Here is a 20999-nt window from a genome sequence, read left to right on the forward strand (position 1 = left end):
TCGCTCCTAAAAAGAAATCTCTTTTCCAAACAACTTGGCGTATCTGCGTTTATCAAAACGATACAACGTTGCAGCACGATAAGAAACACCTTTTTGTTTTTCATCTAACTCTTTGAGCACACCGAAGCTGACAATTTTCTTTCTAAAGTTCCGCTTATCAAGTTTTTTACCTAAAATCAGCTCATAAACATGTTGCAATTGGGTTAAAGTAAATTTTTCAGGAAGCAATTCAAAGGCAATCGGCTGATGCTTAATCCTACGTTTTATTTTTTCTAAGCCTTTATCATAAATCTTCTGGTGATCAAAAGCGAGTTTTGGCAAATCGGTAATGGGTAACCAGTTCGCACGTTTAGCATAAGTACTAATTGGACGAAGTTCTTTATCACCGCCCAAACGAATCAGCGCATAATATGCCAGTGTAATTACTCTACCTTGCGGGTGCCTTCCGGGATCTCCAAAAGCATAATATTGCTCCATATAAATACCACGTAGGCCGGTTAACTCATATAGGATACGAGAAGCCGATTGATCCAGGCTTTCGTCTGCACCAACAATGTTACCGGGCAAAGCCCACCAATCTTTAAATGGTTCTTCATTTCTTTCGATGAGTAAGATTTTTAGTTCCTTACCATCAAATCCAAACAAAACGCAATCTATCGAGAATACTGAATCTAAATGAGGTAAAATTTGTTCCAAGGTAAAATTTAGTTATTTTAAGCAGATAAAGGTATGACTTTCAATATTAAGTAAAAAAAATAAAAAAAATTACTTAGTGTAAAAATTACACACTATATTCGTATCATAGATGGAGCCAAATATTAAAAATATAGCTGTACTTACTTCTGGTGGCGATGCCCCAGGAATGAATGCGGCAATCAGAGCTGTTGTTCGTACCGGAATTTACCATGGCATCAATATGTTTGGTGTAATGCAAGGTTATCATGGATTGATCACAGACAATATAAAACCAATGGACGCCCGATCTGTAAGTAATATTTTACACTTAGGGGGAACCATATTAAAAACTGCACGCTGTTTAGAATTTAAAACTGATGAAGGGCAGCAGATTGCTTATCAGAATTTAAAGAAAAATAACATTGATGGTCTGGTGGTTATCGGTGGAGATGGAACTTTTACCGGTGCTAAACGTTTTTCTGAAACTTTTGGCGTTAAAGTAATTGGGATTCCCGGAACAATTGATAATGACCTGGTTGGATCTGACTTTACTTTAGGCTATGATACTGCTATTAATACAGTAATTGAAGCAATAGATAAAATCAGAGATACTGCAGATGCACATGATCGCTTGTTTTTTATTGAAGTAATGGGAAGAGACTCTGGCTGTATTGCACTTAGAAGTTCTATTGCAAGTGGTGCAGAAGCTGTTTTATTACCAGAAAGAGCAACCAGTGTAGACGAGTTAATTACTAAACTGGCATTGGGTGCTGCGACCAAAAAATCATCAAGCATTGTAATTGTTGCCGAAGGACATAAACAGGGTGGCGCTTATGACATCGCTAAACAGGTAAAGGAAACTTTTGATCATTATGATACTAAAGTAACCATCCTCGGGCACTTGCAAAGAGGCGGAAGTCCAAGCAGTTTCGACCGTATTTTAGGAAGCAGATTGGGCTTTGCCGCAGTAAATGCACTGATTGCAGGTGAAACAGAACAAATGGTGGGTTTACATGGAAATGCAATTAAGCTAACCAGTATTACAGAAGCCCTTACTGCGCATAGCTTTAAACTGGAGCCCGATCTAATGGAAATGACTGAAGTTTTATCAATATAATTTATGGTAGCAGTTGTTTACAGTGGTTCGAAGACCGCATTTTGGAAATTAACACGAAATGGGCAAGTCATAGCGCATTGCAATACAACAGGTATTAATCCCACCTTTGTAGACCCAAAAATGATTCTTCAGATTCTGAACAAAAAAGTTGTGCTGGTAAACAATGCTGAAAATATCAAGAAAATTTATTTTTTCGCTGCCGGAGCTTCTTCTGCGGATCGAAGAGATGAACTCGCAGAAACTTTATTATCATTCTTTAGATATAGCAAAGTTTTCGTAGAGAACGATTTGTTCGGTGCAGCCAAGGCAGCCTGTTATGATCAACCCGGAATAGTAGGCATGCTGGGAAGTGGATCAAATTGCGCTTATTTTGACGGTAAGAGACTAAATAACAATAACTTTGGTTTAGGATACATACTAGGTGATGAAGGTTCATCTAACTATTTTGGAAAAATACTTCTTAAAAATTTTTTAAGTAAGCAATTGCCAGAAGAACTGGAAACTAAATTCATCAGAAATTTCAATCTGGATCGCCCTCAAATTTTAGAAAGAATTTATAATAAGCCACAGGCGAATATATTTTTAACTTCTTTCTTTGATTTTTTTACTCAAAATATTAAACATGATTACATCCTTAGTTTAATTGATGAAGGATTTGAAAAATATTTTCAAACCTATGTATTACCTATAGTTGCAAAACACAGCAATGAGGATTTACATTTCGTTGGTAAAGTGGCGGCAGAATTGGAAGATCGATTGCAACTTACGGCTGAAAGACATCAACTAAAGATAAAATCTATTATTAAAGAACCCATATTAAATTTATTAAAACATTACACTAATTAACAAAAACAATGAGCAAAATTGGAATAAACGGCTTTGGCCGTATCGGCAGACTGGTTTTCAGAGCCGCATTAAAAAGAGGATTAGATATTGTAGCAATTAACGATTTGATCGAGCCAGATTACATGGCTTATATGTTGAAATATGATACAACACACGGTAAATTTGATGGCACAATTGAAGTTGTAGATGGTAACTTAGTCGTTAATGGCAAAACCATTCGCGTAACTGCAGAAAGAAACCCTGCTGACTTGAAATGGGATGCAGTTGGTGTTGAAGTAGTAATCGAATCTACTGGTTTATTTTTAACCCGCGCTGATGCTGAAAAACACATCGCTGCTGGTGCTAAAAAAGTTGTTTTCTCTGCTCCGGCTAAAGATAGCGACATCCCTACTTACGTAATGGGTGTTAACCACGATAAATTAACGGCAGATCAAACTATCGTTTCTAATGCATCTTGTACTACCAACTGTTTAGCGCCAATCGCTAAGGTATTAAATGATAACTTCGGAATCGTTGAAGGCTTAATGAGCACAATTCACGCAGTAACTGCAACTCAAAAAACAGTAGATGGTCCTTCGGCTAAAGACTGGAGAGGCGGACGTGGTGGTTTCTCTAACATCATTCCTTCATCAACTGGTGCTGCTAAAGCAGTAGGTATGGTATTACCTGAATTAAAAGGTAAATTAACAGGTATGTCTTTCCGCGTTCCTGTAGCTGACGTTTCTGTAGTAGATTTAACTGTTCGTTTAGAAAAAGCAGCAACTTACGAAGAAATTAAAGCGGCAATGAAAGCTGCTTCTGAAGGTGAACTAAAAGGCGTATTGGCTTACACTGAAGATGAAGTTGTTTCTTCTGACTTCATTGGTGATGATCACGCTTCTATTTTCGATGCAAAAGCGGGTATTTCATTAAATGATAACTTTGTAAAAGTAGTTTCATGGTATGATAATGAGTGGGGATATTCTTCTGCACTTGCAAAATTCGTAGAATACTACGCAAGTTTATAATAAAAAATAGCTATAAAACTAAATTTAGTAGTTTAAAAGCGACAATGCCATTGGCATTTGTCGCTTTTTCATTTTAAAAATAAATTTCACTAATAAAAGGATGTATAATTTTGAGCTAAAAATCAAATAAGGCTTAAATAATCTACGCAAAAAGAGCGTTTATAAAAAAAATAACATCGAAATCACATTAAATTCAATCACAATTACGCAATAACCCTAATTTTATAAGAAAATAGCTATCAAAAATATGTTTTTTATATAAATTTAACATTTACTTAACATATTTTCGATGTATATTCGCATCGCGGTAGTTTTAAGCTCAGATTCTATCATAAAAGCAGGCGCAAATAAAAAATGACAAAAAAAATATATAAAAATTTCATAGTGTATTTTTTACACTATCATTTTTTTTACTATATTTGTAGAGTAATAAACGAGACAATGTTTATTCACATTAAAAAGATAAATCATTCTCCTGAAAAATAACATTTAGATGGAGGATTAAAGACAAAGCCTGGCTCATAACAGGTTTATATTTGGTTAGAAAAAAAGGAGACGCTTGGATGAGGTCTCCTTTTTCTTTTTCAGACAATTTTGAAATAATAACCAGGCGAGCCAAGTCAATACTATAATATAAAGACTTGGTTCTGATATTGTCTAAGTTATATTTCTGAGATTAATTAGCAAAGTCTCTAATTCTATTATTGGCATTGAACAACACATTCGATTTTTGATTTATCAGACTCTAATATTAAAACCCTCATATTATTTTTTTCGAATTCGCAAGGCTTTATTAAGTAATTGAGATTTTTTAAATAAATTTCTTTCTTATCACCCTTGAACCAACCGTAATCTGCCTTGTAAACAATTTTTTCATGCCCTATCCAAATAATCTCTTTACCAAAAGTATTCCATAATGATATTCGAAGCAGATAGTATCCTAACATGAAAAAAATAGCAATAATTATGAGAGAAAAAAACGTAATTCCATTTCCATGAAATAAATTTAAAGTCATCCCGTAGATTGGTAATAGAAAAAATAAAAATGATGTCAGGAATAAAATTACGCTAATTAACAATGGAGATTTACTCCCTTTTAACATTATTTTATCATTCTGATAAATAATGTATTCCATAATTGTAAAGTTTATACATGGTTTCTTAATTATAATGTTTCTTCATCATTGTACTTCTTCAAAATCTGAGCCTGTATTTGGGTTGGCTGGTCATTCCAAATCAACAGGGCCAGACAAAATTTTAAGTAAGCAATACTAATTTGTTTCCAAAACTACTTGATCCCATAATGCGCTTCATTTCCTTTTATAAAACCATATTTGTGCAATTGGGCACCTACTTCGATCTTGAGATTTGAGCCTCTAGGAGCATCTCCGGAAAGTATTAGCATTATAGGGATTTCCGGGCGATATGAATATTCTTGATTAGTTTTTTCTACTATTAGTATCTGGTCTAATATTCCTTCAGCATTGCCAGTAATTTTCCAATTTCCATTAATTTTCCTTCTTATTACCTCGCCACAATATGCTGAGATGAGCAAACTATATCGCTCTTGAAAATCTCCGGAATCAAACTTTTTAAGTATTTTTTTATGGATTTATCAATATAGATAAGACTTTCCAGTGAATAGTCCAATAGATTAGCTGATATTGAAAACTCGGAGGCCAACATCTTATCAGAAGCTGAGATCATTAACTCAAACTCTTTAACTGAAACCTGAATATATCCAGAGAGTGATGCACTAGGTGAGATAGGTAGTTGGTTGACCCGATTTTCTCGTTCTCTATTCTTTTCAGAAAAAATCAAATATTCAGAATATTTTTCATAAAGTATTGCATTTTTCCTTTCAAAAGTATCTCTAATTAAAAGACCGAGATCATCTAACAAATAATAATCAGACCAGTCGCCCATGTATTCTGGTCTTAGGTCGTTTCTTAGAACTGCCCTTCCTTCTTTTATCCATTCCTCAATCTGTTTCGATTTGACTTGTTTAGTTTTAGGCTTTTTCATCATTTCATCATTGCACCTCTTCAAAATCTTGGCCTGTATTTGGGTTGGTAGTCTATTCCAAATTAACAGAGCCAGACAGAATCTTAAGCAGATTCGTTGGTATGTTAGTAAATTTATCATTTGTCGGGGTCAATTCAATAGATTGTAAGAGATAGAGTTTATTTTTTATTTCTTCATTTCTATTATAACCTTTCACTGTCATCCACCGATAAATTAAAATATTTTAAAACGAATGGTGGAATTGTATAACGATACCTCATTCCTTTTAAAACCTCTAATAAATCTTCTTCTGTATGGATTAACTGCATTGGTAATACAATTTCATTATTTATAATTTTTCTCAATTCTGAAAGCCGCAGTTTGTCAATAATATTGGTATCTAAATTAAGTAATTCAGTTATTTTTCTTTGTTGTTCAGAATCCGATGAACCAAGCCTGTAAGGTATATGCTCTTTAAAATTATTAAGCTCCAAAGAATTAATGATGTAACCGTAATTCAAATAATAGGCATTACTATATTGAGACTTTTGTAGATTAACTATCTTATTAATAAACTTTTCATTGTTCACCCAATAATTTCCTTTTCTTTTAAAATCAATAGGGAAAAATATATCATTTAAAAATTGAACTAATTCTTTTTTTTCCATCGTCTTTATCAATAAGTGTTTAAGATTGTATTCCAAGTAGTCCCAGGATATTGGTTTTCAAAAACTATTTTATATTTTGCTAATTGCGCATTTCCTGCAGAAATTTGTCTTGGATTATTAGGCTTCAATTCAAAGATAGTTCGCGTATTGAAATCTACAAAATCTGGTCGAATACCATTTATTCCTCGATATTCTTTTATTGCTACACCTGGGATTACATCCGCTAATTTATATTCCGCATGCATTCTTTGTCCAAATTCCAATGAAGACCTGGTATAAGCCGCTCCTACAGGGATCGATTCTTCTACAGCATCCCGTACTTTTGGATTAGACGGCTCAATAATAAAACAATTGATCAGATATACCCAATATTCAGGAGATTTTAATGCATCAACCCACAAGTTACCCAAACCGCTAATACGCTCGCCTGCCATCGTTTGGATCATTCCTTTACTTGGAATCCCGTTCATGTAAACCAAATCTGCTGCACTGGTATAATATGCTATGTTCGCTCGAAAAGCATTCAGTTGATCAGCTCTTATTATGTACTCTATACCATTTTTAACTCCGTTACCTAACCTTGCTGCTGAATAAAACAGTAAACTACCTCCAACAGATTTATCATAATGTGCCATTAAGGTATAGCTTCCTATATCAATCGTATTTGAGGTGCTTCTTTTGCTTAAATCTAATAATTTTGAACCTTTATAATTCAGTATTAAATACAGGTCGATTCCATTTCCGGTAATTGGATCTTGTATTAAACTTACAAAATCAATCATTTCATTTTCTGAGTAGTAATAAGTATAATCTGGACTATATACTGCCGTTCCGCCGCCTGAAGCATCAGGTGGGTAAAGCGAAACAAAATTAAATGTCTGACCAAATGGCGAATCATATACGGTAATTGCAGTGCTATTGGTATTAATTGTTCCTGAAGAATCATTATTACCAATATTATAACTGTTCCCGGTTAAAAATTGACCAGAGTTAGAGTCTGGAGAAAAATAACTGGCAATCAGCACACCATTGGCATCAGTTAACTGCGTCATCATTCCTTCATATTGTGAGCCATTTGGCGTAGTTAGTGTAGTATGGAAAGCAGGTTTTACGGTTACCCCTGCTGCTCTGGCTGCCGTGAGAAACGCATCCAGATTACTATCACTAATCTGGCAGTTCACACAATTTGGATCTACGCCATAATTGTTGGTGCCGCCTCCACCAGGCCCATTACCACCAGGCCCGAAGCCGCCTCCGCTACTTCCACCTCCTCCTCCATTCCCACCACCGGTACCGCCTCCTCCTTCAATTGGATAACAGTCAATTTCTGTTGTTCCAACTACACTTGTTGTACAAACTGGCGGGTCATCATCTCCTCCAACACAAATGGTTCCCATTACCGGGAAAACGCCACAGGCAGGTTCTTTTTCTGTTGAAGCACCTGAGGCTGATCTTAAAAGAGAAATATACTTCTTATCTATTCTGCCCTTAGTGTAATGCCACCCCATGTTATAAGTTCCATTGATATTATAATATTGAATGGTGCCAGTAAAATTTGTAGCCTTTTTATAATGCACCTTTTGTAAGTCCTGATCATTATTCTCTAAAAGAATATTCATATAGGCACCGCTAACTTGTGCTGTATTTTTATCTTTTATAAGAACAAGCCTGAAAGAATTTCTCTTTTCATATTCTTTATACTTTGACTTATCTATTCTTTTATCTGCTGTAAATAAGTGGTTTGAGTTTATAAGTTCTACTTCGTAGACCATATTCCCCTCATCTTCAAGCACTACAACTTTACCCCACACTGGAGTTAAACCAGGTAATGCTCCAGATTTATTGTTTGATTTTGCCTTTTCGGCACCATACCAGCCTTTTAGTTGATTAATTGTAGTATTTGGAACATCATCACCAATAGATTGATCTTTTTTACAACCTGCTACCATTAGCAGAACAACCAAATAAAGCAATACAAACACTTTCAGTGGTGAGTAGAATGCATTAGTTTTACTTTTCATCATTTTAAATTATTGTCTATTCTAAATTCTTAGTTCGGGATGACAACCAATTATTGATGGCTATTTTATATTAAAACGAAACACAAATATTTGGCAAACTTATCGGGGGGGGATGATAATATCAAATATACTGTATACGTAAAAACTACAACAATATACCTAAACATATTTTACATGAAATTAGAATACAATTCAATCTACACCAATAAGGTGGATAATTTTAATTAAAAAATTACACCAACTGGCAATATACTGTTTAAATTAATGATGAGATCCATCAAAGCAAGTGTATAAACAGACGAATTAATATGCAGCAGTAGCGTTATTATAATACATATTAAATTTTATCTTGTCAACCCTTAAATAAGATAGACTTATAGAAGTGAATTTTTCGATTGGCTGGAAAACAATCGATAGAAGCCTAATTTGAAATATACAGGAAAGAGTCAGACTGATCTACAATGGTGGTTCAGATCAAATTTTAGTGTTGGTATAATAGCGGCTAATCTGATGGTTTAAAATTTGATTTAACCAGGTAAAGATTTTCAATTTAGTTTCATCATAGGCAGGAATTGAATTCCAGACTTCGAGAAATATTTTCTCCAGGATAGCTTCAGCTATTAACTGATCTCCAACTTTATTTAGTAGCATACCAAATAGCGCCGCAGCATATTTCTTATATAATATTCGAAATGTTTCCGGATCCCGTGATCTTAGACGTTCAAAAAAGATTTCCTGATCAGATAACCAAACACTTAAGCCTGAGTCTTCTTCTTGTTGATTTGGTACTTTAAATGAAACTTGCATTTGCTAATCAGTATAAAACCTTAACAGTATAAAGTTTCATTTGTTCGTTGGCCAGGCTAAATAACGAACAACCAATTGGAATAAGAAAGCCCTATCATTATATTGAATACTAAGGGTTTATAAGAGAACGATCGATTATCTATTCTACCAAGCAGAAATCCCACAGACATTAGGTTAAGTTTCCATAGAAGTTAGTAATGATTTGCATACCAGCATTTGATCAAACCTGGTCAATAACGAAGATAAAACCTTTAACGGAAGGGTTAAATTGAAGCTTTAGAAAAATATTTACCTTATTTTAAAATAGCTATTGCCGGAGAAAACTATTATTGTATCTTTGCACCCTCTCTGGAAGCTTCCACTCCAGAGTTTAAGAAAGCCTTCCAGCAATGGAAGGCTTTTCTTATTTAGATTATTTACTTTTAAAGATGATTACAGCCAAAGGCGGCAAGGTAACATCAATAGAATACTCCTGGTTACTGTACCCCTCTTTATTCGTTACAATTTCGCCTTTGTTATTAATCCCACTTCCATAGTAAACGAGATCATCAGTATTAAAAATTTCTTTCCATTTGGTTTTGAAAGGTACACCAATGCGGTAATGTTCTCGAACAACTGGTGTTAGGTTGATTGCAATCACTAAGGTATCTTTTGCTTTTGGCCCTTTTCTCATGAACACGAATACAGATTCGTTTGTATTATCGGCATCTAACCACTCAAAGCCTTCATAACTAAAGTTGAAGTGATAGAGTGCTGGTTCTTTTCTGTATAGAAAATTTAAAGCCTTTACGGTTTCCTGCATTCCTTTATGTCCGGGGAACTGAAGCAAGTGCCAGTCTAATGATTGGGTAAAGTTCCATTCACTGGTATCTCCAAATTCGTTGCCCATAAACAACAGCTTTGCTCCAGGGTGCGTAAACATGTAACCATAAAGTGCTCTTAGGTTTGCGAACTTCTGCCAGTCATCTCCTGGCATCTTATACAGCATTGGCGATTTTCCATGTACCACTTCATCGTGCGAGAAGGGAAGCATAAAATTCTCCGTAAAAGCGTAAGTCATGCTAAAGCTTAACTGATGATGATGGTGTTTCCTAGCCAGGGTATCAATTTTAAAATATTTCAGCGTATCATTCATCCAGCCCATCATCCATTTCATACCGAAACCTAAGCCCCCCGAATGTACGGGATGCGTAACACCAGGATAAGTGCTGCTTTCTTCTGCAATGGTTTGAACACCCTCAAAATTTCCATACACGGCTACATTTAAATCTTGCAGAAACTGAATTGCGCCTAAATTTTCGCTGCCACCATATTCATTCGTTGCTGCATCACCATCTTCTCTTGAGAAATTAAAATACAACATTGAAGCTACAGCATCCACCCGTAATCCATCAGCATGGTATTGGTCTAGCCAAAATAGCGCATTACTGATTAAAAATGAACGTACTTCATTCCGGTCGTAATTGAATATATATGATTTCCAATCCGGATGAAATCCCTTCCGCATATCGGCATGCTCATAAAGGTGTGTTCCATCGAACTCATAAAGCCCATGTCTATCACCAGGAAAGTGTGAGGGTACCCAATCCAGAATAACTGCAATATCTGCCTCGTGCAAAGCATCAATTAAAAACATTAAATCTTGTGGTGATCCGTAACGGGAACTTGCACCAAAGTATCCGGTAATCTGGTAACCCCAGCTTGGAAAGTAAGGAAACTCCATCACCGGCATGAGTTCTACGTGTGTGAAACCCATTTCCTTCACATAGGGTACTAATCTCGTAGCAACTTCACGGGCATTTAAAACACGTTTTGGATTTTCCGGATCGCGCTCCCATGAGCCTAAATGCAATTCGTAGACAGAAATAGGCTGATCAAGTGCATTAATTTTCGCTCTTTTTAAAAGCCAGGATTTATCTTTCCAGTCGTAATCCGTATCCCAAACTACACTAGCTGTTTGTGGTGGATGTTCCCATTTCCTGGCATAAGGATCACCCTTTAAGTGTTCCGAATCATCGTACCCCTTAATAAAATATTTATAAACTGCTCCTTTTGAAATCCCGGGAATAAATCCTTCCCAGATTCCGGATTTGTCCTGCCTTTTATTCAGTGCATGCGTAGCAGTATCCCAGTCGTTGAAATTACCCACAACACCAACTTGCTGTGCATTTGGCGCCCATACCGAAAAATAGGTTCCATCCGTTTTTTCTATAGTTAGAAGATGGGAGCCCAATTTTTCATACAATCTAAAATGCTTTCCAACTGAGAAAAGATCAATATCATAATCCGTAAACAAGCTATACTCCCAAACTGGCTTACTGGTATCTATCAGAGGTGCGGCTATTATATTCTTGGAAACTTTTTTTGCTGGCATAGTAATTAGGCTAGATATAATTAGCCCCAAACACTAAACAGAATTTGGGGCTAAAAGATTTACAGACTTAAAATCTGTATATCACTGAAGTTTTTAAGGCATTTAAAATGAAGCACATTTTGATCATCTACAAGATAATCGGCTACTTCCTTGTCATCTATAATGATCTTTTTAACCTGAAATTTCAAGCCCATAATTTGGCAGGCATAAAATTCATAATTAGGTGTATAAAGCCCTTCAATTCTTTGATGTACTTTTAATCCGTTGGCATCTGCTTTAACGGTGAACTTTTTTTCCAGATAAATATCCTGCTCAAAAGCAAAGGTATCTCCATGATCTTCATACATGTAAGAGTTTACCTCATAATCGCTGCTGTAAATATTCAACGCTACTTCGTTAATGGCTTTTTCATCAACATATTGCATCACCGGATATTCTGGGATAACAGAACCTGCTCTTACAAAAATCGGCATACTGTCTATCTTTGCTTCAATGTTATATTCGTTTCCACCTTCTAGCACTTCATTCGTCCAGAAGTTGTACCAGGTTCCTTTCGGGAGATAAACTTGTCTTGAAATTGCACCCTGCTCTAAAACAGGACAGATTAACAATTTATCGCCATAACAGAATTCATCCTGACGGAAACTGTTACTTATATTTTCTTGTTCCAGCATCACCAATGGTCTTAGAATCGGGAAACCGTAACGGTGATGTTCCCAGAAAACTGAATACAGGTAAGGCATCAGGCGATATCTTAATTCGATAAATTTACGGTTGATATTCTCAAAAAACTCACCGAAACTCCATGGTTCACGCTCGGCAGTATCACCAGCAGAGTGCGCACGCATAAATGGAGAAAAAGTTCCCAGCTGAATCCAGCGGGTAAACAATTCACCATCTGGCTCACCACTGAAACCACCAATATCTGTTCCGCAGAACGGCACACCTGAAACTGATAGTCGCTGGCACTGAATGTTTCCAATTTTCAGGTGTTCCCACGTGGCAATGTTATCGCCTGTCCAAACGCTTGCATAACGCTGCATACCAGAATAACCGGCCCTTGTAATCGTGAACGGACGTTTATTACGCATCAGCTTCTTAAGCCCTTCGTACGTAGAGCGAACCATTTGCATTCCATAAACATTATGTGCTTTGCGATGAGAACCACGGTAACCATCATAATTATGGCGAACATCGTTAGGAAAAGTGCCCGAACCAAAAACCGCTGGTTCGTTCATATCGTTCCAGAAGCCTGCTACGCCCATGTCTACCAGCTCTTCATATAATTTACCCCACCACTTTCTTACTTTTGGATTGGTAAAATCAGGGAACTGGCATCGGCCTGGCCATACATGACCTTCCATAAAGTAATCATCACTTCTTCTGCAGAAGTATTTATTATCTTTTCCTTCTTTAAACACCCAATAATCATCGTCCACTTTAATTCCGGGATCGATCATTACCACCGTTTTAAAACCATCATCTGCAAGTTCCTTGATCATTCTGCGTGGATCCGGGAAATATTTTTTGTTCCAGGTGAAGCAGCGATAGCCGTCCATATAATCGATATCCAGATAGATGGCATCACAAGGAATTTTTCGATCCCTGAACTGCTTCGCAATTTCTTTTACTTTAGTTTCAGGGTAATAACTCCAGCGACATTGCTGATATCCTAAAGTCCACTTGGGTGGCATAGGGTGTGTTCCGGTAAGGCTGGCGTATCGTTTTACCACATCCATAATGTGCGGACCATGGATATAATAATATTGAAGTTCGCCGCCATCTGCCCAAAAACTTGTTTTATCTACATCCTCGCCACCAAAATCGAAGTAAGACTTAAAAGTATTATCGAAGAAAATCCCGTAAGCGGCCTGATTATGCAATCCGATATAAAATGGAATCGTGCGGTAGAGTGGGTCCTGGTTCCAACCAAAAGAATAGGCATCGGTATTCCAGTTTTCGAAGCGACGACCACGAAGGTTGAAGTTTCCGGATTTATCCCCCAAACCGAAGAAATTTTCTTCAGGATGACATTTTTTTGTTGCATAAATATAGTAGCCACCAAAATCCACATTTTCTTCCCAGTGCATGGAGTTGGCTTCATCTACCATTACGATATTGGTGATGTTATCAGAAAAGGAAACATGAAAGTTTTCTTTTTCGATTTTACAGGTTACTGAATGCGTGGATATTGTGTAATGATCTTCATGTTCCTGCATTTTAAAAACAGAGACCTTTTGATCAACCTCAGGCACAGCATAAGAAAAGTCATCCAGGAATACCCCATGTGGTGCAAGTCTAACCCTAATGATATCATCACTTACTACCCGGATTTCAACCCGTGCATCGCCATCAGAGAAATAGAATCGATTTCCTTCTTTTTTTACCTTCTTTACGGCGCCAAGATATTGCTTAACAATTGGCTTAACCGATATATCTACTGGATTATTTAAATGCTGTATTTCCTGCTCCTTATCGATTAGTTCATTAACTTCATTCGGCTTATCGTTTTGCTGTTCCATCCTTTATTTATTCAAAATTTATTTTTTTAACTCTTAAACTTGGGATGTGCTTAAGAAAGTACTATTATACAAATATTTTACAGAAGGCCCGTAGTAAATCACAAAAAAGGTATACTCATTTTTTGCACATTAAGCTACTTTCTTGGTGAGAAATAAAAGCATGCTGTAGGCTTTGATTATTGTGCTTGCTAGTCCCTTTTTGCAGGTACTTCACCAACCAGAAAAAACTGCTGATAAGTGGGCTGTTTTCTCTGCTGCGTTGGCTTGCCTCGGCTGGCCGCCGAAGGGCTTCTACCTTTTTTCTTGACAAAAAGGTAGCCAAAACCCAAGGCTTGGAACTGCTGTCGGATGAAATCGTTAAAGCTTTATTTCGGCAGCACAAGCACCCGATGAAGAATCGGGAGAGAACGCGCTGCCTTGGGTTATAGTAGTTTGAATTTTGTGGAAAAAGCTTTAAACGTTTTCTCCTTCCATCACTTCGCAGACCGGATAGCAGGGTGGCGATAGCGAGATGGATAAGCATGGTTTTGCCGTTCGCTGTCATTCAGGTGCAGCGAAGAATCCCCGCGGGTTTTAGCCCACTGTCTTCAATTTACTGCTCGGCCTTTTAACCTATTATATCATTACTCCAGCTCCATCACATAGACCTGACCCTGTGCAGAATTGGATTGCACATTGATTACGTATTTTTTACCATTATTTTTAAAGGCATATACTGCAAAAGGTTCGTCATCACCTAAAGAAAAAGTTCTTTTTTTACCGTTATAGAGGTTTTCTTTAAGTTTACTTTTGGCACCCTCATCTGCTGGAAAGATTCCTTCATAAATAAGTGTAGCCCCCAATTTCTCCACCCAATCATCGAAGGTATCATCAAATAACAACTTATTAAAAGGCTTGCCATTGTGCTCTTCAAAAAACATTAGCCCAAGTTTCCCTTTGGTTGGATAAATTCCGGAGCCAGTATAATTATTAAGCTGGGCATAATCTATAATCTCTGATGCGCCATTTTTCACATCTGCAATTATCACATCTCCTGTGGGCGCAAAAAATGGAAAGGTTCCAATATTTTTAAGTTCCGGAACTTTTGCCCACACAATCGTATCTGCTTCTACTGCTGGATTTTTTTCTACAGGTCTATCAGCTAAAGTCATGCTGGTATCTTGCTCACCACCAGAATTATTGTTTTTTTGTTTACTGTTACAGGCTATCAGTGCTAAACTGATGGCGAAAATGGTCAATACTTTTTTCATGTTGTTCAGTTATTGGGGTTTGTTTTAGTTTAAAGGATTTTTAGCTATGCTCAAAAATAATGCCCTGATTCCATTAATCTAAGACATAAAAAAACCCCTATGCTTTAAAAAGGCATAGAGGGCTTTTCATACCGATAGTGTTATTATGGATTAAAAGAATATGCGATATAATAAATTGCACCCGCAGCCGGATTACCATATGAGGTGATATAATATTTATTCATCACATTTGATCCGCCGAGTTTAATAGATGATTTTACTGAAGGAATTTTTAAACTAACCTGCGCATCCAATGAACTGTATGCCGGAACATCTCCAGATGCAAATGATGAATTCCAATAAAATTTATCCTGCCAGCGGTAATTCACATTAAAACCAAAGTTTCTGATAATTTCCCGGTTGCCTAAACCTAAATTAAACCGGATTTTCGGGGTATTGAAGTCATTGATGTAATTTACAGGCAAATCCCCAATCTGATTGTAAGAAACATTTCCACTCATGGTCCATTTGTTAATCAGGTAATCAAGACCTAAAGCAGCGCCGTAAGAAGTTACTTCGCCTTCGGCATTAACCGGAACCCCGAATTTAACAAAAGTTGGATTTGCAAGTGTACCTACATTCTGATAAACATCAACCGCGGTGATAAAATCTTTGTAAGTATTATAGTAGCCATAAGCATCAACCAAGAGGTTTGGCAAAATTAAACCTTTATATCCCAATTCGTAAGACTGAACACTTTCCGGACGAACGCCTCTGCTATCTAACGTATATTGTTGGAGCAATGCGGGGTTTGGTGTACCAGTGGCTGCAGATGCCAGGAATGCACGATAACTTACATCTGTAAACGGTCTGTTTGTATCCAGTTTATATTTACCAAAGATGATTTCGGGCAAGCCGCCAATTAAACGTTGCGATCCGCCACCTACCGAAAGGTCGATGTACTGATTTTGTGTGGTTGGATTGCGGTAGCCTGTTTGGTAAGATGCCCTGATGTTATTATTCTTAGCTACAGTAAAAACGCCTGTAACCCTTGGTGTAAAACGACCTTCAAAATTCTGGCTTTTATCATATCTGCCGGCAAAAGTGATCTTTACCTTATCGTTAAAGAGCTTCTTTCCAATTTGTGCAAATGCCCCATATTCATCAATATCAATTGATTCATTTAGATCATTGAAGATTGTTCCGGCCGAATTCAGATCATATAAACGATAGGATGCCCCCACCTGAAACTCCACTACATTATTAAAGGCATTGGTGAAATTGTACATTCCTTCGTAGTGATATAAGTTTGATTTATCATCAAATTTTGCCCCATAAACACTTTTTGAAGGATCTGCAGCATTAATTACTGTTGAGCTGATGGTATTATTAAGAATTGTATTTTTTGCTGATTCGAATTGTGGTGTACCAGGGATAAAACGCCCTTGATTGGCCACGCCTCTAGCCAGCGCATGTGCAGCAGCATCAGTTTGGCCAGCTGCCCTCGCACCTACATAGTTGCCAATATATTGCGGAAACCAGGTGGTGGATGGTTTTGAAACCTCATTAATATAACTTCCCAGAATAGAAGAAATATAAGAATCACCAGATCGCTCCTGTGTAGTATAACCCTTTAAATAAAAATCTTGCCCCTTTAATTCTATTTTATACTGGCCAATGTTAAAATTGCGTAGCGAATAACGATCTGAACCTGTATAAACCGAAGTTCCTGTTCCCCAATTGGCTTGCGCTACGGCCTGAATGGTGTTGGTAAAGTTATAGTAGAGTGCTCCGGATGCTTTCATGGATTTGGTATCATAATCTACGAGGTTCTCTTCATTATACCCCGTTCTGGATACATTTTGATCAGGGATTAGGTTTGCTTTTAAGCCTACATAAAACGGAAGATAATTTTGCACCGCTGGCCTTAAGGCAGCAGGTAATCCAGCTAAGAAACCTGCTTGTTGCGGTCCATTAGGAATTGTAGCTCCAAAAGCACCATCCATTAATGCTTTAATATTTGGAATTGCTCCGCCCGAACCTGCGTTTATACCAGCAATTGTTGCATTTTGAACACTTAAGGCCACGTTGCGCATGTTCTGGCTCACTTCATCACCATAAGAGTTGATTCCATCATAATTGGTGTCACTATTCCGGTCGCCACTTTTTGCCGTTCTGGAATTACGATCGAAATTGGAAAAATTGTTCCCTATCCAATCCTTAGCCTGTAAAAAGGAGAATGCTGCTTTTACCCCAAATTTATTATTCCATGATTTTGCCACCCGAACATCAAGCTGGTTAAACTGTTGCACACTGCTATTATCATCATTAACATGGTTGATACCCGATTTATATTGAAAGCTTGGTCCCTGATATTTAAAAGGATCTTTGGATGTCATCAACAATGTTCCATTAATACCGCCAGCGCCATATAACGCAGAAGATGCACCAGGTAAAAGTTCTACATTATCAATATCTAATTCTGTTATCCCGACAATGTTTCCTACAGAAAAATTCAGTCCAGGTGCCTGATTATCCATTCCATCAATATATTGATTGAAACGGGTATTTCCGTTGGAGTTGAAACCACGTGTATTAATCGATTTAAATGTTAAACTCTGCATGCTGCTTTCCACACCTTTCATATTGTTCAATGCATCATAAAATGAAGGTGCAGCAATATCCCTGATGGTAGCAGCACTCATTCGTTCGATGGAAACCGGAGATTCCAGAATACGTTCTGGTGTTCTGGAAGCTGAAATAACTACATCACCACCTAGAACTACTGCCGTTTCAAGCTCCAGTACAATAGCAGAAGTATTCGTTGTAATTTGTTGTTCTACCGAACCATAGCCAACATAAGATGCCACCAGGGTAAATGGAAGCTTTGCAGTAGTAGAAAAACTAAATGTTCCGTTTGCAGTCGATGCTGTTCCGCCAGACTGCCCTTTAATGACAAGGCTTACGCCAGCCAGTCCTTCTTTTGATTGCCTGTCTTTCACGGTTCCACTAACCGTAATGCTTTGTGCCTGTACCGCTGAATGAATGGCGCATACAAATAATAACACATAGAAGACCTGTGTATAAATTCTGCTCATAAACGATTGTAATTTGGTTGTTTGTAGTATTAGTTACCTAAACTTAAACTCTTTTTTCGAATAAAACAAATTATGTATGCATAATAATTCACTATTGAATTTATAATTTTGATTGACATTCAGTTTGTTGTATTTTGCAATCATTATCAATCATCAGTTTACTTTAACGGAGTACTCTTGAGATTTCTGCAAACCATGATGAACAAATTAAAAGCGCTATTCTGCATTATCATACCCATAAGCCTTGCTTTCCTTTTTAATACGAAAATTGGAAGTGCTCCTCCGGTTTTGAAATTTTTGAATCCATTTATGGGTTTCTGGCAAAATGCAGAAAATAATCATTTTATGTTCAACCATAAGGTGAAGATCAAGGGGGCGATTGACAAGGTTGAAATCGTTTTCGACGATCGGATGATTCCGCACATTTTTGCCCAGAATGATCATGATCTTTATTTGGCTCAAGGCTATGTAACGGCCATGCACCGCCTTTGGCAGATGGATTTTCAAACCCGGTTTGCCGCAGGTAGAATTAGTGAAGTAGTGGTTTCAGAACCTGCACGGAAAAGTGATCGTTACCAGCGCAGAATGGGCATGGTGTACGGCGCAGAAAAGTCGTTAAAAGGAATGATGGTGGACCCAAAATCTAAGGAAATGATTCTGGCTTATACGGAGGGAATTAATGCATACATTAAAACCTTATCCCATTCCAACTATCCGATAGAATATAAAATCTTGGATTTTAAGCCAGAAAACTGGACTCCTTTAAAATGTGCATTGCTCTTAAAACAAATGTCGGCTGTTTTAGCGATGGGTTCTGATGAATTCTACATGACCAATATCTTAAAAAAGTTCGGTTCGGAAATTACCAAAGATCTGTTTCCCGATTATCCTTACAAAGAAGATCCGATTATCCCGGTAGGCACGAAATGGAACTTTTCACCACTGCCGATTCCTAAAACCCCGGAAAGCTTTATCGCATCTCAAACCGGAGACGTAAGAACAAAAGAGAAAGTAGAAGGTATTGGGAGCAATAACTGGGCATTATCTGGGAGCAAAACAGCCTCCGGATATCCGATTCTAGCCAACGATCCACATTTGGATTTGAGCCTCCCTTCTATCTGGTACCAGATTCAGTTACATGCGCCAGGGGTAAATACCTATGGGGTTTCGCTTCCTGGTGCACCAGGAATTATCATTGGCTTCAACCAGAAAATTGCCTGGGGCGTAACCAATGTTGCCGCCGATGTGCTTGATTTTTACCAGGTAAAATTTAAGGATAATTCGCACAATGAATATTGGTATAATAACAAGTGGAATAAAACAACTAAACGCCTGGAGGTAATTAAAATCCGCGGAAGCAAAGACTTGATTGATACGGTGTATTACACGCACCAGGGCCCGGTGGTTTATCTGCAAAAAGCAAACTTTGTAAAAGCGGGTAATATTCCGGTAGGTAATGCACTCCGTTGGATTGCCCATGATGAATCTAACGAACTCATGACTTTTTACTACCTGAATCGTGGCAAAAATTATAATGATTATAGAAAAGCATTAACCTATTATACCGCACCTGCACAAAATTTTGTTTTCGCCAGTATAGATAATGATATCGCCATTACACCAAATGGCAAATTCCCACTCAAATGGAAAAATCAGGGTAAGTTTATTTTAGATGGAACAGACCCGGCCTACGATTGGCAAGGCTGGATTCCGGCTGCTCAAAACCCTACTGTAAAAAATCCACCCAGAGGTTTTGTGAGTTCTGCAAATCAATCCTCTACGGATCAGACTTATCCTTACTACCTCAACTGGGAGTTTGCCCCTTATGAAAGAGGGAAGAGAATTAATGATCGCCTTGGTGCCATGACCAAAGCTACAATGGATAGCATCAGGCTGATGCAGACTGATAACTATAGCATTCTGGCTCAAAACCTCCTGCCTGCTGTGATGCCCCTGCTTAATGCAGATCATTTGAATGCCACCCAAAGAGAGGCTTTAAATTATTTAACAAAATGGAATAAACGTTATGATGCGGATGAAATTGCAGCAAGTGTTTTTGAGATCTGGACCAAGCGCCTGGCCTTTAATATCTGGGATGATGAATTTACAATGAAGGGTATTCCTATGCGCTATCCTTCCAGAGACCGCACAGTTGAAATGATTTTGAAAGAGCCAAACGCAAGATGGTATGATAATGTAAATACCACCCCGCAGGAAACATTGCCTGATTTAGTTAATGAGGCATTTAAATATAGTTGCGACAGTTTGGAACGCAGATTTGGACCAATAAATAAAGATTGGAGATGGTCTAACGTAAAACAAACCAATGTACCGCACTTGGCAAAAATACCAGGTTTTGGTTCCAAAGTATTGCAGATTGGCGGTGCAAAAAGTACGATAAATGCAATAAGTGAAACAAATGGCCCATCCTGGAGAATGGTGATTGAACTTGGAAAAAACCCTAAAGGGCATGGCGTTTATCCAGGCGGCCAATCGGGCAACCCCGGAAGTAAGTTTTATGATAACATGATCGATACCTGGGCAAAGGGCCAGCTTTACGATTTGTTTTACATGCAAACGCCAGATGATGAATCTGGTAAAATTATCTCTCGTTTAAAAATTTCTAAATAA

14 protein-coding genes are annotated in these 20999 nt (G+C 37.5%); 4 read left to right on the plus strand and 10 right to left on the minus strand.

All coding sequences use genetic code 11. The annotated features are described in order from the left end of the window. Positions 1-6: 6 nt before the first annotated feature. Entirely contained in the window at positions 7-696 is a 690-nt protein-coding gene (locus SOM16_RS12370; RefSeq protein ID WP_154279717.1) for an NUDIX hydrolase, read from the minus strand. A 109-nt stretch (positions 697-805) separates the two neighbouring features. Between SOM16_RS12370 and pfkA the strand changes: the two genes are divergently transcribed. From pfkA to gap, 3 genes are read left to right on the plus strand one after another with little or no spacing between them, the layout of a single operon-like run. Beyond that, positions 806-1792 carry a 6-phosphofructokinase gene (gene pfkA, locus SOM16_RS12375; protein ID WP_320464308.1) on the plus strand — a complete coding sequence of 329 codons (987 nt, stop codon included), beginning with the start codon at positions 806-808 and terminating at the stop codon, positions 1790-1792. Positions 1793-1795: 3 nt separating this feature from the next. After that, on the plus strand, positions 1796-2638 hold the full coding sequence (locus SOM16_RS12380) for a hypothetical protein (RefSeq protein WP_320464309.1): 843 nt from the start codon (positions 1796-1798) through the stop codon (positions 2636-2638). Between the two features lie 8 nt (positions 2639-2646). Then, positions 2647-3645 (plus strand): type I glyceraldehyde-3-phosphate dehydrogenase, encoded by a 999-nt coding sequence (gene gap / locus SOM16_RS12385; RefSeq protein WP_154279720.1) that lies wholly within the window; start codon positions 2647-2649, stop codon positions 3643-3645. Positions 3646-4346: 701 nt separating this feature from the next. Here gap and SOM16_RS12390 read toward each other — a convergent pair. From SOM16_RS12390 to SOM16_RS12430, 9 genes are all read right to left on the minus strand, one after another. Next, positions 4347-4781, minus strand: a complete 435-nt coding sequence (locus tag SOM16_RS12390; RefSeq protein ID WP_320464310.1) for a hypothetical protein — start codon at positions 4779-4781, stop codon at positions 4347-4349. A gap of 388 nt (positions 4782-5169) precedes the next feature. Then, entirely contained in the window at positions 5170-5694 is a 525-nt protein-coding gene (locus SOM16_RS12395) for a hypothetical protein (RefSeq protein WP_320464311.1), read from the minus strand. 158 nt (positions 5695-5852) lie between these two features. Continuing rightward, positions 5853-6317 carry a DUF4304 domain-containing protein gene (locus SOM16_RS12400; RefSeq protein ID WP_320464312.1) on the minus strand — a complete coding sequence of 155 codons (465 nt, stop codon included), beginning with the start codon at positions 6315-6317 and terminating at the stop codon, positions 5853-5855. Between the two features lie 8 nt (positions 6318-6325). Then, positions 6326-8341 (minus strand): hypothetical protein, encoded by a 2016-nt coding sequence (locus SOM16_RS12405; protein WP_320464313.1) that lies wholly within the window; start codon positions 8339-8341, stop codon positions 6326-6328. 471 nt (positions 8342-8812) lie between these two features. Further along, entirely contained in the window at positions 8813-9145 is a 333-nt protein-coding gene (locus SOM16_RS12410) for an RNA polymerase sigma factor (RefSeq protein ID WP_320464314.1), read from the minus strand. A 412-nt stretch (positions 9146-9557) separates the two neighbouring features. Continuing rightward, complete coding sequence (gene glgB / locus SOM16_RS12415) at positions 9558-11519, minus strand: 1,4-alpha-glucan branching protein GlgB (RefSeq protein ID WP_320464315.1); 1962 nt, start codon at positions 11517-11519, stop codon at positions 9558-9560. Between the two features lie 59 nt (positions 11520-11578). Further along, the gene (locus tag SOM16_RS12420; RefSeq protein ID WP_320464316.1) at positions 11579-14041 is read right to left on the minus strand and encodes a glycoside hydrolase family 31 protein; all 2463 of its coding nucleotides are present in this window, start codon (positions 14039-14041) and stop codon (positions 11579-11581) included. A gap of 623 nt (positions 14042-14664) precedes the next feature. Next, entirely contained in the window at positions 14665-15291 is a 627-nt protein-coding gene (locus tag SOM16_RS12425) for a hypothetical protein (protein WP_320464317.1), read from the minus strand. A 143-nt stretch (positions 15292-15434) separates the two neighbouring features. Next, positions 15435-18368 carry a TonB-dependent receptor gene (locus tag SOM16_RS12430; RefSeq protein ID WP_320464318.1) on the minus strand — a complete coding sequence of 978 codons (2934 nt, stop codon included), beginning with the start codon at positions 18366-18368 and terminating at the stop codon, positions 15435-15437. A 195-nt stretch (positions 18369-18563) separates the two neighbouring features. On the opposite strand from SOM16_RS12430, the gene SOM16_RS12435 reads away from it, so the two are divergent. After that, a complete protein-coding gene (locus SOM16_RS12435; protein WP_320464319.1) occupies positions 18564-20999 on the plus strand; it encodes a penicillin acylase family protein in 2436 nt (811 codons plus the stop codon).

Origin of the sequence: Pedobacter sp. CFBP9032 (assembly GCF_034045265.1) — a bacterium.
In the GTDB taxonomy this organism is placed as follows: Bacteria; Bacteroidota; Bacteroidia; order Sphingobacteriales; family Sphingobacteriaceae; genus Pedobacter.